Below are 13,359 nucleotides of genomic sequence, written 5' to 3' on the forward strand. Positions count from 1 at the left end.
TCCGTCAGCCCCGCTCGTCGATCTGGCGCGACAGGATGGCTGAAAATTCATCGGCGAAGCCTTCGAGCCGCTGGGCCTGCCGGTTCACCTCGGAGGTGAACTTATTGTAGAAAATAGTGGCAGGAATGGCGGCGATAAGGCCGACGGCGGTCGCAAACAGCGCCTCCGCGATGCCAGGGGCCACCACCGCCAAAGAGGTGTTTTTCGACGCCGCGATCGACTGGAAGCTCGACATGATGCCCCAGACGGTGCCGAACAGGCCGACGAAGGGGCCTGCGGAGCCGACGGTGGCGAGCACCAGCAGCCGGCGTTCCAGCCGCTCGACCTCGCGGGCGATCGAGACATTCATGACCTTGTCGATGCGCATCTGAAGGCCTGCGACCGAGCGGGCCTGGCTCTCGAACGAACGCTTCCACTCGCGCATCGCGGCGACGAAGCAGGCCGCCATGGAATGTGTCGGCTTGGCCGAGAGCGTGCGATAGAGGTCCTCGATCGACTCGCCGGACCAGAAAGCCTGCTCGAAACGGTCCATCGAGCGGCGGGTGCGGGCAAACAGGAAGATCTTGTCGATGGCGATCGCCCAGACCCAGACCGAGCAGGCGAGAAGCCCCAGCATCACCGCTTTCACGATCCAGTGAGCCTGCCAGAACAGCGCGATCAGCGACACGTCCGCGGAAGCGGCAACCGGAAGGGCTGACTGAGCCACGTCGGCCGGATTCATAAGCAGTATCCTCTCAAGGCGATCGTTACCTGATGTCCCGACCTAATGTCCCGGCCAGCAAATGGCCGCCGGTTCCCCAATAGCCGCGCTAGAACCGGCGCGGCCGGCAAGCCCGCTCAAAGCCTTGTCTTTCTGGGGTGCAGGGCTCGTCCAAAGCCGGCCGCCTGCATTCCCTGCCAAGATGTCAAAACTATGGGCCCGACCCCAAGGCTCAGACTTCAGGCTTTGGGCGCGCGATTGTCCGCAATTACCAGAGCCCGGCGATGGTTAATGCTGGGTTACCGCAGACGAATTTGAGTGCGGGAAAGGGAGGTCGCACAGGGGGATGGGAGGCGCGGCGGGCGGGCCGTGTTCCCGACGGGACGGTGCGCTGCGCCCGGGACAGCAGAGTTCCGCTTTCCCGTGCGCATCAGGAGCGGAGCCCGCTATCCCGGTCAGAGGAACCAGCCTCCGTCCGAAAAATTGTCTGGAAAATCACTTCTCGCGAGGTTTTGCCATGAGCATCAACCCCAAGACGACCGCCGCGGTCGGCGATCATCCGCTCCACCCCATGATCATCCCGTTCCCCGTCGCCTTCCTGGTCGGCGCGCCCATCGCCGATCTCGCCTTCATCGGCACCGGTGACGGCTTTTGGGCCAGAGCCGCGATCTGGCTGATCGGCGCCGGTATTGTGATGGCGCTCGTTGCGGCCGTGGCCGGCTTCACCGACTTCTTCAGCGACGCCCGCATCCGCAGCCTCAATGACGCCTGGTATCACATGATCGGCAATCTCGTAGCCGTCGTGCTGGCCCTGATCAATTTCTACCTCCGCTACGCGCAAGGCGCGGAAGCTGCAATCAAGCCGTGGGGCGTGGCGCTGTCCCTGGTCGTGGTCGGCATTCTGCTTTTCACGGGCTGGAAGGGCTGGGAGTTGGTCTACCGGCATCACGTCGCGGTGCTGGACGCGCCGGGCCAGACCAGTTCGGAGCCGGTCAGCCCGCGTCATGGCGGCGAGAGCCGCCGCCGCGCCGCGTGAACGAGGAGCACGTCGCCTGATGACGTGACGGCGAGTCAGGCCGCGGAAGCGGGCTCTGGGCAATTGGTCAGCCGCGCCGGATTGCCGATTGCGGTGCAGCCCCGGGGCACGTCGCTCGTCACGACGGTGTCGGCGCCGATCTTTGCAAAATCGCCGATTCTGACGTTGCCGAGAATTGTCGCGCCGGAGCCGATGAACACGCCGCGACCAATGCGAGGCGAGCGCGCCGGCAGTTCCGTGCCACGACCGATGCTGACGTTCTGAAGGATGGTGGCCTCGTCGCCGATCACCACATCGGCACCGATCACGATGCCGGTGGCGTGGTCGAGATACACCGACGATCCCAAGCTCGCCGCCGGATGAATGCTGACCTGCAGGACGTTCGACGCCTCGTTCTGAAACAGCAGCGCCGCGTCACCACGGTCGTGATGCCAGAGCCAGTTCGAGACGCGCCACGCCTGCAAGGCGACGTAGCCCTTCAAGTGCAGCAGCGGCGCCAACACTCCGCTGATGGCGGGATCGCCAAGCACGATGGCCTGCAAGTCGCGGCCGGCCGCCTCGATCAGATCCGGCTGACCATTGAAGGCGTCGCGGGAAAATGTCGTGAAGCGCGCGCGTTCGACCTCGCTGTCGCCAAGCCGGCGTCCGATCAGGTCGGACAGTGCGGCGGTAAAATCGTCATGGACGAGGATGAGTCCGACAAGAGCCTTGCCGAATATGGCGTCGGCTGCCGCGGTGCGCTGCGCCTCGTCGCGGATCTTCTGCCAGAGGGTTTCGCTCGCCATCATCGCCGCTTCCGCCATCGTTGCTGCCTGCGGTATTTTGACGCTTCCTTTTCACTGTCGGCTATAGGCCGTCGGCAGCCCGCGCGCCACGCACCCCGTGAGGCTACGAGCTTGCATGCCAAGCAGTCGGGATCATATATATGGAGGCAGCCGAGTTCCGCCCGTAGCTATGGTCTCAGGTTCGTGCTGCCGCGCTGGCCCGGGTTGCTCAGGCAAAGCATCTCGTTCAAAGCCCCGCAGTGGTCCGCCATCCCCGGGATTGTCGCACACAGCGGCCCTCAGTGCTGCCGAAGCGATTCCCGAATCCCCGTCCTCCAAGGTCACGCCAATACATGTCGCCCAACGCCCCCGCTGACGACCAACACGACGACATCATGTATCCCTCCGCCCTGCCGTTCCTGCTGGTCCATCTCGGCTGCATTGCTGCGATCTGGACCGGCGTTACCTGGCAGGCCATCGCGATCTGCGCCTCACTCTATGTCGTCCGTATGTTTGCGATCGGAGCAGGCTACCACCGCTATTTCTCCCATCGGGCTTTTGCGACCGGTCGAGTGTTTCAGTTCATCCTGGCCTGGCTTGCGCAAAGCACCGCGCAGAAAAGCGTTTTGTGGTGGGCGGCCAAGCATCGACATCATCATCTGCATTCCGATACCGAAGACGACGTGCATTCGCCGCGTCATCGAGGCTTCCTCTACAGTCATCTCGGCTGGATTTTTTACAGGGAGCACGATGGCACCGACCTCGTGAAAGTCGGAGATTTCGCCGCCTATCCGGAGTTGATGTGGCTGCATCGCCTGGAACTCCTGCCAGCCGTCACGCTGGCTGCGCTCTGCTTCCTGGTTGGCGGATGGTCCGGTCTCGTCGTCGGCTTCCTGTGGAGCACCGTGCTGGTCTATCACGCGACCTTCTGCATCAATTCCCTCGCCCACGTGCATGGACGCAAGCGGTACGTGACCGGCGATGATTCACGCAACAATTGGCTGCTGGCCTTGTTCACTCTCGGTGAGGGCTGGCACAACAATCACCACGCCTACCAGAGCAGCGTGCGGCAGGGTTTTCGCTGGTGGGAAATCGACGTCACCTATTACATCCTGAAGGTGCTGTCCTGGTTCGGCATCGTCTGGAACATGAAGTCGCCACCCGAGCAGGTGCTGCGCAACGAGCAGCCGCTTGGCGCACGCGTCATCAACCGGGCGGCCCGCGAGCTTGCCGGACGGTTCGATGCGCAGACCCTGGCGCATGCGATTTCGTCGGCGCTCCGCCGAGCCGATTTGGCCCAGTTGCAACTGCCGACGCTGCACGACATCCTGAGTCGCGCGCACGAAGGTGTCGATGCACTGACGCATCTGCATTTGCCGAAGATTCCGACCCGCGACGAGTTTCTCGCCGAGGCCAAGGCGATGTTTGCGCGAACGCGATCACTGAACGAGATCGTGGACTATGCCTACGAACACTTCCTGGAGTCGGTTCGCGCGCAGCTCGCCACGGCGCGCTGACCAAGTCTCTCTGGACCAGGACTTTCCAGACCAAGACTTTTCCAAACCAAGGCAATCCGGACGGTCGCGGCAGCCTGACGCGCATTCCCAAAATCAAACCGCCCCCCAGCGGGTTGCGCAGGCGGGCGGCTCGGGGCCATCAGGACTTTGGGGGCATGCGCCTGACGGCTTTGAGAGGCGTCAGTCCCGAGATCAAGCTTGAGATCAACCTTGCTGCTGGTCGGTCGGCGGCGGGGTCGGGCGTGTCTTGTGTTGCGCCATGAACTGGTCGAACTCTTCCTTGTCCTTGGCGTGACGCAGACGGTCGAGGAAGTTCTTGAACTCGACCTGCTCCTCCTCGAGCCGCTGCAATGTCTCGGTGCGGTACTCGTCAAAGGCGCGGTTGCCGCTCGAGGGCGGACCGAAGCCAAAGCCGAAACCGTGGCGCTCCATGCGGCCGCGCATACGATCCATCTTGTACTGCATCCGCTCCATCTTGTTCTGCCAGCGATCCTGGTTGCTCCAGCACGACATTCTTCTGCTCCCGAGTGTGAAAAAGAGAAGGGCAAGTCCGATCGGCCACCAGATGATGAAGCCGAGGATGGTCACGGCGATCCAGCCGGGATGCCAGGGCGTATTGAGCATGTGGGGGCGCTCGTAGTGTTGGTCCGAAGGGCCGCGCCATCGATTGACATCAGCGGTGTAGGCCATTTCCCTCTCCATGACGGCATCAGCGCCGTTGTGAATGTAAATAACATTTACATAGGTAGATCATCCCGCGGTTTTGTCAAGCCGACCGCCTGACAGGGCGGGGCAATTATTTGGGTAACTTTATTTCGGCTTGCCCCAGGGACCACCGGGCGGCACGCCTGAACCGGAGGATGCCTCCGGCGGCACCGGCGGCGGCTCGGCGCTTTTCGCCGGGGGACGGCGATCGGTCGGGAACCCGAGACCGCGCAGATAGATCAGCACCTCAGCTTCGAGCAGCTCGTCCGGCGACATCGGCAGCTTTCGACGCGCGGCGTCACCGCGGGAGAACAGCGAGGCCACGCCATGCGCCATGGACCAGATGTGCAGCGCCATCATCATCGCCGGCGGCCGCGGCGTGCCCGGCGGCGCCAGCGCGGCAAGCCGCTCCGCCGCGGCACGAATGATGTTGAAAGCACGCTCGCTGGCCGCCTGGAGCGCCGGATTGGCATCCACCGGGAGGCCAGATTCGAACATCGCGTTGTAGAACGCGGGCTCCTCGCGGGCGAAGGCGAGATAGGCCCTGCCGACACGCTCGAACGCCGTGACGGTGTCGGGCCGTCCGTCGTCCCAAGCCGCGGTCAGGCGCGATTCAAACTGCTCGAAGCCGCGCTGCGCGATCGAGGACAGCAGTTCTTCACGGTCGCGAAAATGCCGGTACGGCGCCGCCGCACTGACGCCGGCCATGCGCGCGGCATCGGCAAAGGTGAAGCCGGCCGCGCCCTTCTCGGCGATCAATCCGAGGGCGGCCTGCAACAGGGCTTCCTTCAGATTGCCGTGGTGATAGCCGCGCTCGGCGCGGCGCGTCTCCTTGCGCCAGCTCATGTGAACGACCTTTACATGAGCCGGCGGTGAAGGTCACTAGCGGCGACGGGTTGATCAGCCCGTATTCTTCCCGGTCCGGCGAGGCGGCCCGAGATCCTAGCCGCTAGGGATCGGCAGCACCGGCATGATCTCGACGCGTTCGCCGGGGAAGATCGTGAAGTGCGGGTGGTTCTCGAACATCTTCGCCGCGGCTTCATGGGACGCTGCGCGCACCACGGTGAAGGCGCCCATCTCGTTGGCGATGTCGGCGATGCCCTTGCCGTCGACCTTCTTGGTCTTGCCGAGCGGGCCGCCCATGGCCTCGATCGCGCCCTGGTGCTTTTCGACCCAGCCTTTCCACGCCGCCATGCCCGCCTGCTCTTTCGCCTTGCGCTCGGCCTCGGGCATCGCATTCCATGCGGTCCATTTGGAACTGGTCTTGCTGCCGAGGAAAACGGCGAGATAGGTGTCGGTGCTCATCGGTTCTCTCCTTTGGTGATGGATAGACGAAGCTGCGGCTATTTCTTCAGGTCGCCGAAACCGGCGGCCTCCTGCACGTCAGGCGGGAAGTCGCTCATCTCCTGCACCTGACGGATCTCGATGATTTCGTTCGGTGCGGCCGGACACCGCCTGGCCCAGGCGATCGCCTCGGCACGCGAGGCAACCTCGATCATCCAGTAGCCGCCCAGGACCTCCTTGGCCTCGGCGAACGGACCATCGGTCACGATGGGCTTGCCGGCCGCAAACGAGACGCGCGCGCCCATCGAGGGCGGGTGCAGGCCGTCGAGCGTGATCAGCACGCCGGCGTCCTTCAGCGCCTCGTTGTAGCGCACCATCGCAGCGACCCGCTCGGGATCGAGTTGAACGTCGGGCGCCGCGGTCTCGTAGCCGAGCGGGATCATCAGCATCATGAATCGCATGAGCACTCCTTGCGTGCTTTTTCGTTCGGGTTGCGCGGCGAGGCGCCACTCCGGATGGACGGGAGCGACGCCCGGGCCGCCCGCTCTCACCTCCAAGACGAAGGAACCTTGACGAAACCGACAGGTGACGAAATTTCTTCTGGCGATTATTGGCTGGCGCTAGCGCGCCTGCGGCAGGAAACGCCCGTCCCGCCGGGCAGCGCCGAAATAGACGTCGATGCGGCGAACCTTGCCGCCGGCGAAGGTGAAGAACTCGGTGTTGCGAAAGCTCCTGCCATCTGTCGCCAGGCAGAGATAGGTGACGAAGGCCTCGTCGCCTTGGACGAAGATCCGCTCAATGTCGTGCCGCGCAATCCAGCCGGTGTCCCTCCAGCAACGCTCGAAATAAGCCGCCTTGTCGAGGTCGTCGTCGAACGGGCTGGTGAAGCGGAAATCGTCCGCCAACGCGTCGGCGACCCGTTGCCGGTCGTTGCCGAGATAAGCGGCGAAAAGGTCTCGAATCTGGCGCTCGTGGTTGGACATTGCGGATCTCCCTGGCAATGATCCCCTGGAAGACGATCCATCGAGGACCGTCCCGACATCGTGCCTTCGAGTTAAGGCCTTCCTCGTCGGGACGAAAGCGAAGTAAAAGAGGCTCGCGTTTGCGCGACCCAATCTTTCATAAGGACCGATCAGCCAATGCCCCCTACCCCGCACCGCGTTGCCCTCGTCACCGGAGCCGCGCGTGGCATCGGGCTTGCGACCGCGAAGAAGTTTTTGAGCGAGGGCTGGCGGGTGGCGTTGATCGACATCGAGGGCGAGTTGCTCGGCTGCGCGGTCGCCGAGATCGGCCGGGACGAGGCCACGCTGGCGTTGACCTGCGACGTCTCGGACGCAGCCGCGGTTGCCGCCGCGATGACGACGGTCGAACAGCGGTTTGGCCGGCTCGATGCGCTCGTCAATAATGCCGGCATTGCCGTGTTCGCGCCGCTGATGGAGACGTCGGAGACCGATTGGCGGCGCGTGCTCGAGGTCAACCTCACCGGCCCGTTCCTCTGCACCAAGGCGGCGGTGCCGCTGATGCGCGACGGCAATGGCGGCGCCATCGTCAACATCACCTCGATCTCGGCAGTGCGCGCCTCGACGCTGCGCTCGGCCTACGGCACCAGCAAGGCCGGTCTCGCGCACCTTACCAAGCAGCTCGCGGTTGAGCTCGCGTCCCTCAACATCCGTGTCAACGCGGTCGCGCCGGGACCGGTCGACACCGCGATGGCGAAGCAGGTGCACACCAGCGAGATCCGCGCCGATTATCACGACGCCATTCCGCTCAACCGCTACGGCCTGGAAGAGGAACTCGCCGAAGCCATCTACTTCCTGTGCTCGGAACGATCGAGCTACATCACCGGACAAATTTTGGCCGTCGATGGCGGCTTCGATGCGGCAGGCATCGGCCTGCCGACGCTGCGCGGCGAGCGGAGGAACGGGTAGGCACCGCGTAGGTTGGCCTAGCGAAGCGTTACCACCTCTTCTCGTCGGCCTATCCTACGGACTCGAATTCGCGGAGGCTTCATGCGGCGCGTCACCTTTCTCAGGGCCCTGATCCTCGCATCCGCGCTGCTCGCCGCCACGCCTGCCTCGGCCGAAATCCGCATCATCCAGTCGCCCGGTGGACAGGTCGGGCCGTTCCTCGATTTGTTCGAGAAGGTGCGCGAGAGCGGCGAGCGCGTGGTGATCGATGGTCCCTGCCTGTCCGCCTGCACACTGGTACTGAGCATCGTGCCGGGCGAGCGGATTTGCGTGACGAAACGCGCCGTGCTCGGCTTCCACGCGGCGCGATCGGTCGATCGGCGCGGACGCTTCTACGCCGAGCCGGAAGCATCAGATGCGGTGCTTGCGGCCTATCCCGGCCCGGTGCGTGACTGGATCAGCCGCCGCGGCGGCCTCTCGTCGCGGTTGCTTCTGCTGAAGGGACGCGACCTCGCCGCGATCTATCCGCGTTGCCGGTGATGATCGGCGGACGCAATCGCCCGCCAAAATTGCGCCGGTCACCTGCTTCGAGAGGTCTAGTAAAAACTCTGGATCAACTCGGTCAATTCCATGCTCGCGCAGATGAGCATACCCCAAAGTGCAAAGTTGATCTGCAGCGCCGCCGCCATCGGTCGCTCCCCTTCCAAGTCCGCCCGCCCCAGTTTTTAGAATTTATGACGAAATAAATAACGATTCTGTCCCGGAGTTCACAGCCTAATCTTGCGCCAGTTGTTGTGCGATGCGGTCCGCATCATTTCACGAAGCGGCCTCACTGCTCTCGCAATGTGGTGCGACAGCAGAATTCATATTCGGCCATGTCGGCCACGCGTTTCCCTTAGGTTCCATTTGAGCGGTGCGACGCAAGCTTCGGTAAGCGGACTTGGCGCGTCGCATACAACACCCAAGGGTCCGGCATGATGCGACACGGCTTCGTCTTGCTCACTTTTTGCGCAACGCTCATGGGATGCGTGGTCGCGCCTGCGCAGGATCGCCGTCCGATCGCATGGGACGGCCTCGGTCAGGATCCGAACCGTCCCTCCGTCATCAAGCGTCGCGTGGCGACCCAAGCTCCCGCGGCGAGTGATCCGAATCAGGAGCGGGAGAGAGTCCTCGGCACCTTGCGCCCGTACTCCGCGGCGTGGTGGGCAATCCACGACGAAATCGAAGCGGAGAATGACAGGCAGCTCGGGACAAAGCTCGTGATCTGTCCGCGCTGCGTTCCCTCCTCCCAGCCACCGAGCAATGACGTGACCGGATCGATCCGCTGAGGGGCACGCGGTCGACGCGACGTCCTCATGGGCGCCCCTCTCCCGCATCGTAGGGGAGAGGGGATCGCCGTTCAGCGCGTCAGGCGATCGCGCCTGTCACATTCCCTCGGCCGGGCAGTTCACCATCCAGGGAATGCCGAACTTGTCGACGCACATGCCAAAACCCTTGGCCCAGAACGTCTTGCTGAAGGGCATGGTGACGTTGCCCCCATCGGCGAGCGCGTTGAACTTGCGCTCGCCCTCCGCCGGGTCCGCGACCGTGAGCGAGATCGAAAAGCCCTGCGGCTTGTGAAAATGTTCGCTTGGTGCGTCGGAGGCCATCAGCACGCTGCCGTCGGGCAGCGACATCCGCGCATGCATGATCGTCTTCTCGCGGCCGGGCGCCGCAGCCATGTCCGGCGGTGCGTCCGAAGAACGCATCATGGCGTCGATCTTGCCGCCGAGAACCTTGGCGTAATAATTGAACGCCGCTTCGCAGGTGTCCTGATAGAACAGATAGGGATTGAGCATCGTTTCTCTCCTTTTTGCTTTGGTTCGGGGTGACGGCGCTACTTCTCGGTGAGCTTCTTCAGGCTGGCCAAGCCCGCCTCGAAATCCTTGCCGATCATGTTGTCCATGTTGACGAACACCTGCATGACTTTGGACAGGAACGGGGCCGGACCGGACATCGCCCACGTGACCAGTGTGGCATCGCCTTGCGGCACAAAGGTGAACTCGGCGGTGTTGTGGCCTTCGAAAGGCCGCTCGAAATCGAGCTTGATGCGTAGTTTTGACGACGCACTCGCCTCGAGGATCTCCATATGGCCGGCGCCGACATTGTTGTTGCCGTCCCAGGCATAGGTCGCGCCCTTGCCTTGCGCGGTGCCGCCAAACGCCCGCTTCATCGCAGGATCGCGGTTCTCGTAGGGGGACCAGGCCGTCCAGCGATGGAAATCGGCAACCAAGGGATAGACTGCATTGGCCGGCGCTTTCACGGCGAGGCTGCGCTCGACGCGGAATGTGTCGGGCTTCGTCAGGGCAAAGCCGAGCACGCCCACGATTCCGACCGCGAGCAGGATGGCGATGACGGCAATGGCTTTCAGCATGAATGGCTCCCTGGATACGCTCCTAGGACGAAGGGAGGGGACCGGGCCCGACAAGGCGAAGCGGAAAAATTTGTTATGCCCCAGGCAGGCGCTCCCTACTTCACCTTTGCGCCTTCGACCTTAGCGTCTTGCCTGGCGCCGCCATTGGCGCCCTTGGGCTGGCTGTCCCGGATCAGGCGATCGAGATGCATGCGGATGTGAGCGGCTTCTGCGGACGTGTTGGCGAGGGCGATGGCGCGGTCGAAGGCGATGCGGGCTTCGTCGTTGCGGCCGAGCTGCATCAGGAAGGCGCCGCGCACGCCATAGAAATGGAAGTAGTTGGCAAGCTTTGGCGCCAGCGGCTCGATCAGGTCGAGCGCGGCTTGCGGTCCGCGCACCTTGGAAACCGCGACCGCGCGGTTGAGCGTCACCACCGGCGAGGGCTGCACCACCTCCAGCGCACCATAGAGCAGGTCGATCTGCGCCCAGTCGGTCTCCTCAGGCGTGGAGGCGCGGGCATGCAGCGCAGCAATCGCGGCCTGGATCTGGTAGGGCCCGCTGCGGCGATGGCGTATCGCCTTGTCGATCAGCGCGAGGCCTTCCGCGATCATCGTGCCGTTCCACAGCGAACGATCCTGGTCGTCCAGCAGGATCAGCGAGCCATCCGCGGCAAAGCGCGAGGCACTGCGCGCATGCTGCAACAAGATGAGCGCCGTGAGTCCCATGATCTCCGGCTCGCTCTGGAACAGCCGCAGCAGCAGCCGCGCCAGCCGGATCGCTTCCTCGCACAGCGGCTTTCTGATTTCGGCGGTGTCGCCGCTCGCCGAATAGCCCTCGTTGAAGATCAAATAGATCATCGCCGCGACAACGGCGAGCCGCTCCGAGCGCTCGACCGCGCCCGGCGTTTCAAACGGCGTCCCGGCCTCCGCGACCTTGGCCTTGGCACGCGTGATGCGCTGCTCCATCGCCGCTTCCGACACCAGGAAGGCGCGCGCGATCTGCTTCACCGTCAGGCCGCAGACGATGCGGAGCGCCAGCGCGATCTGCTGCGTTGCCGGCAGCCCTGGATGGCAGCAGATGAACATCAGCCGCAAGATGTCGTCGCGGTAGTGCGAGCCGTCGAGCCGCTCGGCGAGCGCGCCCTCGGCGTCGTCGAGATCGGAGATCGCCTGGTCGTCCTCCGGCAGCGGCTGCTGCTTGCGGGTGCGGCGCACCTCGTCGATGGCAACGTTGCGGCCGACCATGATCAGCCAGGCGGCGGGATCGCGCGGCGGTCCGTTCTGCGGCCAGGTCTTCAGCGCGCGCAGGCAGGCGTTCTGGAAGGCCTCCTCGGCGGTGTCGAGATCGCGGAAATAGCGCAGCAGCGCGCCGACCGCCTGGGGGCGCGCCGAGGTCAGCGCGGTCTCGATCCAGGCGGTATCGGCTTCGCTCATTTCAGATTCCCTCCGGGACTGAACACGCCGACGGGGCGCACCTCGTAGGCGCCGCCGGGATTGGCGGCACCGAGGTCGCGGGCGACATCGAGTGCGTCATCGAGATTCTTGCAATCCACGATATAGAAGCCGAGCAACTGCTCCTTGGTCTCAGCGTAGGGGCCGTCGAGCACCAGTGGCGGGTCCTCCTTGCGCAGCGTCGCTGCCGCAGTGGTCGGCAGCAGCCGCGCCACCGGGCCGAGCCTGCCCTGCTTCGCGAGACCTTCCTGCACCACGGCGAGCTTCTTCATCACGGTCTCGTCCTGGTCCTTGCTCCATGAGCCGACGAAGTCCTCGTCGTGATAGCAAAGGATCGCATAAAGCATGGGCAGTACCTTCTCTGAGCGCTTGTTTTGAAGACGATCCAGTATGCCTTGCCCCGACATGGCTGCGGAAAAAAATTGCAAGAAAAATCCGGCAGATCGTGCCAAGGAGGGCCTTCAAAAGCGGAACTTAAAGAGGCACTTCGAATGACCGTTGGCACCCTGGCCGTCCTGATCAACAGCACGCAGCAGAACTGGCTGCCTGAGCGCTGGAAGGCCCGGTTCGACGCCGTCTGCGGCGGCCGCCGCGTGGTGCTGCTGCCCGATGCCGGGCTCGATCCGGCCGAGGTGCATTATGCCGCGGTGTGGAAGCCGGTGCCGGGCGACCTCGGCTCTTTCCCCAATCTGCGTGCGATCTTCAATCTGGGCGCCGGCGTCGACGCGCTGATGGCGGACAAGAGCCTTCCGAACGTGCCGCTGGTGCGCGTGGCCGTGCCTGATCTGACCGGCCGCATGACCGAATACGTCGTGCAGCACGTGCTGATGCACCACCGCCAGGAGCTTTATCTGCGCCAGTCGCAGCGCGAAAAGCGCTGGGAGCCGACCTATCAATGGCCAGCGAGCGCCGTCACGGTGGGTATCATGGGCCTGGGCACGCTCGGCACTGATGCGGCCGATGTGCTGCGGCGGCTTGGTTTCCGCGTCGCCGGCTGGAGCCGCAGCCCGCGTATCATCGCGGGTGTCGAATGTTTCCATGGCGCCGGGCAAATCGACGCGTTCCTGCGCACGACCGATATTCTCGTCAGCCTATTGCCGCTGACGCCTGATACACACGGCATCCTCAACCGCGACGTCTTCACCAAGCTCAACCGCAAGAGCCCGCTCGGTGCGCCCGTGCTGATCAACGCCGGCCGCGGCGGCCTCCAGAATGAAGCCGACATCCTGGCCTGCCTCGACGACGGCACGCTGGGCGCCGCCTCGCTCGACGTCTTCGTACAGGAGCCGCAGCCGGCGGACAGCCGGTTCTGGACCCATCCCAAGGTCTTGCTGACCCCGCACAACGCCGCCGACACCGACGCCGACGCGATCTCGGCCTATGTCGCCGAGCAGATCGCGCGGTTCGAGGCGTGTGGTGTGCTGGAGAACGTGGTGGACCGGACGCGGGGGTATTAGGCCGCACGCCTGAAAAAGGCACGACCGCTCCCTACCCTCCGTGGGGGGGGGGGGGGGGGGGGGGGGGGGGGCGCGGGACGGGGGGTGGGGGGGGGCGCGCCCCGCCGCCCCCCCCCCCCGCCGCCCGCCGCGCGCGCCGGCCGGGG

17 protein-coding genes are annotated in these 13,359 nt (G+C 64.4%); 6 read left to right on the plus strand and 11 right to left on the minus strand.

The features are described 5' to 3' along the window. Positions 1 to 4: 4 nt before the first annotated feature. Positions 5 to 721 (minus strand): protein TolQ, encoded by a 717-nt coding sequence (gene tolQ, locus AC0L23_RS23180; protein ID WP_007596319.1) that lies wholly within the window; start codon positions 719 to 721, stop codon positions 5 to 7. A gap of 496 nt (positions 722 to 1,217) precedes the next feature. Between tolQ and AC0L23_RS23185 the strand changes: the two genes are divergently transcribed. Further along, positions 1,218 to 1,736: a DUF2231 domain-containing protein gene (locus AC0L23_RS23185; protein ID WP_018453788.1), complete on the plus strand. Its 519-nt coding sequence runs from the start codon at positions 1,218 to 1,220 to the stop codon at positions 1,734 to 1,736. A 35-nt stretch (positions 1,737 to 1,771) separates the two neighbouring features. On the opposite strand, the gene AC0L23_RS23190 is transcribed toward AC0L23_RS23185, so the two are convergent. Continuing rightward, complete coding sequence (locus AC0L23_RS23190; protein ID WP_085348906.1) at positions 1,772 to 2,539, minus strand: serine acetyltransferase domain-containing protein; 768 nt, start codon at positions 2,537 to 2,539, stop codon at positions 1,772 to 1,774. Positions 2,540 to 2,853: 314 nt separating this feature from the next. On the opposite strand from AC0L23_RS23190, the gene AC0L23_RS23195 reads away from it, so the two are divergent. Continuing rightward, positions 2,854 to 4,017: an acyl-CoA desaturase gene (locus AC0L23_RS23195; protein WP_018453786.1), complete on the plus strand. Its 1,164-nt coding sequence runs from the start codon at positions 2,854 to 2,856 to the stop codon at positions 4,015 to 4,017. Between the two features lie 204 nt (positions 4,018 to 4,221). On the opposite strand, the gene AC0L23_RS23200 is transcribed toward AC0L23_RS23195, so the two are convergent. The 5 genes from AC0L23_RS23200 to AC0L23_RS23220 all read right to left on the minus strand — a co-directional run bounded on the left by AC0L23_RS23200 (position 4,222) and on the right by AC0L23_RS23220 (position 6,989). After that, a complete protein-coding gene (locus AC0L23_RS23200) occupies positions 4,222 to 4,707 on the minus strand; it encodes a DUF2852 domain-containing protein (RefSeq protein WP_007596323.1) in 486 nt (161 codons plus the stop codon). 120 nt (positions 4,708 to 4,827) lie between these two features. Next, positions 4,828 to 5,568, minus strand: coding sequence for a TetR/AcrR family transcriptional regulator (locus AC0L23_RS23205; RefSeq protein WP_085348908.1), 741 nt, complete (start codon positions 5,566 to 5,568; stop codon positions 4,828 to 4,830). A 96-nt stretch (positions 5,569 to 5,664) separates the two neighbouring features. Beyond that, positions 5,665 to 6,027: a YciI family protein gene (locus AC0L23_RS23210; RefSeq protein WP_085359470.1), complete on the minus strand. Its 363-nt coding sequence runs from the start codon at positions 6,025 to 6,027 to the stop codon at positions 5,665 to 5,667. Positions 6,028 to 6,065: 38 nt separating this feature from the next. Next, entirely contained in the window at positions 6,066 to 6,467 is a 402-nt protein-coding gene (locus AC0L23_RS23215; RefSeq protein WP_085359472.1) for a YciI family protein, read from the minus strand. Between the two features lie 159 nt (positions 6,468 to 6,626). Next, complete coding sequence (locus AC0L23_RS23220) at positions 6,627 to 6,989, minus strand: nuclear transport factor 2 family protein (RefSeq protein WP_085359474.1); 363 nt, start codon at positions 6,987 to 6,989, stop codon at positions 6,627 to 6,629. 156 nt (positions 6,990 to 7,145) lie between these two features. Between AC0L23_RS23220 and AC0L23_RS23225 the strand changes: the two genes are divergently transcribed. From AC0L23_RS23225 to AC0L23_RS23235, 3 genes are all read left to right on the plus strand, one after another. Beyond that, complete coding sequence (locus AC0L23_RS23225) at positions 7,146 to 7,934, plus strand: SDR family NAD(P)-dependent oxidoreductase (protein WP_085348910.1); 789 nt, start codon at positions 7,146 to 7,148, stop codon at positions 7,932 to 7,934. An 81-nt stretch (positions 7,935 to 8,015) separates the two neighbouring features. Then, entirely contained in the window at positions 8,016 to 8,453 is a 438-nt protein-coding gene (locus tag AC0L23_RS23230) for a hypothetical protein (RefSeq protein ID WP_018453779.1), read from the plus strand. A 434-nt stretch (positions 8,454 to 8,887) separates the two neighbouring features. After that, the gene (locus AC0L23_RS23235; protein WP_085348911.1) at positions 8,888 to 9,241 is read left to right on the plus strand and encodes a hypothetical protein; all 354 of its coding nucleotides are present in this window, start codon (positions 8,888 to 8,890) and stop codon (positions 9,239 to 9,241) included. 96 nt (positions 9,242 to 9,337) lie between these two features. Here AC0L23_RS23235 and AC0L23_RS23240 read toward each other — a convergent pair whose 3' ends face one another. The 4 genes from AC0L23_RS23240 to AC0L23_RS23255 all read right to left on the minus strand — a co-directional run bounded on the left by AC0L23_RS23240 (position 9,338) and on the right by AC0L23_RS23255 (position 12,103). After that, entirely contained in the window at positions 9,338 to 9,751 is a 414-nt protein-coding gene (locus AC0L23_RS23240) for a VOC family protein (RefSeq protein ID WP_085348912.1), read from the minus strand. A gap of 38 nt (positions 9,752 to 9,789) precedes the next feature. Further along, positions 9,790 to 10,326, minus strand: coding sequence for an SRPBCC family protein (locus AC0L23_RS23245; protein ID WP_018453775.1), 537 nt, complete (start codon positions 10,324 to 10,326; stop codon positions 9,790 to 9,792). Between the two features lie 95 nt (positions 10,327 to 10,421). Beyond that, the gene (locus AC0L23_RS23250; RefSeq protein ID WP_018453774.1) at positions 10,422 to 11,738 is read right to left on the minus strand and encodes an RNA polymerase sigma factor; all 1,317 of its coding nucleotides are present in this window, start codon (positions 11,736 to 11,738) and stop codon (positions 10,422 to 10,424) included. Then, a complete protein-coding gene (locus AC0L23_RS23255; RefSeq protein ID WP_026232592.1) occupies positions 11,735 to 12,103 on the minus strand; it encodes a YciI family protein in 369 nt (122 codons plus the stop codon). Before AC0L23_RS23255 ends, AC0L23_RS23250 begins: the two co-directional genes overlap by 4 nt. A gap of 144 nt (positions 12,104 to 12,247) precedes the next feature. Between AC0L23_RS23255 and AC0L23_RS23260 the strand changes: the two genes are divergently transcribed. Beyond that, positions 12,248 to 13,213 (plus strand): 2-hydroxyacid dehydrogenase, encoded by a 966-nt coding sequence (locus AC0L23_RS23260; RefSeq protein WP_018453772.1) that lies wholly within the window; start codon positions 12,248 to 12,250, stop codon positions 13,211 to 13,213. Positions 13,214 to 13,359: the final 146 nt, after the last annotated feature.

It is taken from the genome of Bradyrhizobium sp. MI1.4, from assembly GCF_055811315.1.

Coding starts and splice junctions, on each gene's coding strand:
- AC0L23_RS23225 (WP_085348910.1), top strand. CDS start 7,146: ATGCCCCCTACCCCGCACCGCGTTGCCCTCGTCACCGGAGCCGCGCGT.
- AC0L23_RS23200 (WP_007596323.1), bottom strand. CDS start 4,707: ATGGCCTACACCGCTGATGTCAATCGATGGCGCGGCCCTTCGGACCAA.
- AC0L23_RS23235 (WP_085348911.1), top strand. CDS start 8,888: ATGATGCGACACGGCTTCGTCTTGCTCACTTTTTGCGCAACGCTCATG.
- AC0L23_RS23240 (WP_085348912.1), bottom strand. CDS start 9,751: ATGCTCAATCCCTATCTGTTCTATCAGGACACCTGCGAAGCGGCGTTC.
- AC0L23_RS23215 (WP_085359472.1), bottom strand. CDS start 6,467: ATGCGATTCATGATGCTGATGATCCCGCTCGGCTACGAGACCGCGGCG.
- AC0L23_RS23190 (WP_085348906.1), bottom strand. CDS start 2,539: ATGGCGGAAGCGGCGATGATGGCGAGCGAAACCCTCTGGCAGAAGATC.
- AC0L23_RS23245 (WP_018453775.1), bottom strand. CDS start 10,326: ATGCTGAAAGCCATTGCCGTCATCGCCATCCTGCTCGCGGTCGGAATC.
- AC0L23_RS23220 (WP_085359474.1), bottom strand. CDS start 6,989: ATGTCCAACCACGAGCGCCAGATTCGAGACCTTTTCGCCGCTTATCTC.
- AC0L23_RS23210 (WP_085359470.1), bottom strand. CDS start 6,027: ATGAGCACCGACACCTATCTCGCCGTTTTCCTCGGCAGCAAGACCAGT.
- AC0L23_RS23255 (WP_026232592.1), bottom strand. CDS start 12,103: ATGCTTTATGCGATCCTTTGCTATCACGACGAGGACTTCGTCGGCTCA.
- AC0L23_RS23230 (WP_018453779.1), top strand. CDS start 8,016: ATGCGGCGCGTCACCTTTCTCAGGGCCCTGATCCTCGCATCCGCGCTG.
- AC0L23_RS23195 (WP_018453786.1), top strand. CDS start 2,854: ATGTCGCCCAACGCCCCCGCTGACGACCAACACGACGACATCATGTAT.
- tolQ (WP_007596319.1), bottom strand. CDS start 721: ATGAATCCGGCCGACGTGGCTCAGTCAGCCCTTCCGGTTGCCGCTTCC.
- AC0L23_RS23185 (WP_018453788.1), top strand. CDS start 1,218: ATGAGCATCAACCCCAAGACGACCGCCGCGGTCGGCGATCATCCGCTC.
- AC0L23_RS23260 (WP_018453772.1), top strand. CDS start 12,248: ATGACCGTTGGCACCCTGGCCGTCCTGATCAACAGCACGCAGCAGAAC.
- AC0L23_RS23250 (WP_018453774.1), bottom strand. CDS start 11,738: ATGAGCGAAGCCGATACCGCCTGGATCGAGACCGCGCTGACCTCGGCG.
- AC0L23_RS23205 (WP_085348908.1), bottom strand. CDS start 5,568: ATGAGCTGGCGCAAGGAGACGCGCCGCGCCGAGCGCGGCTATCACCAC.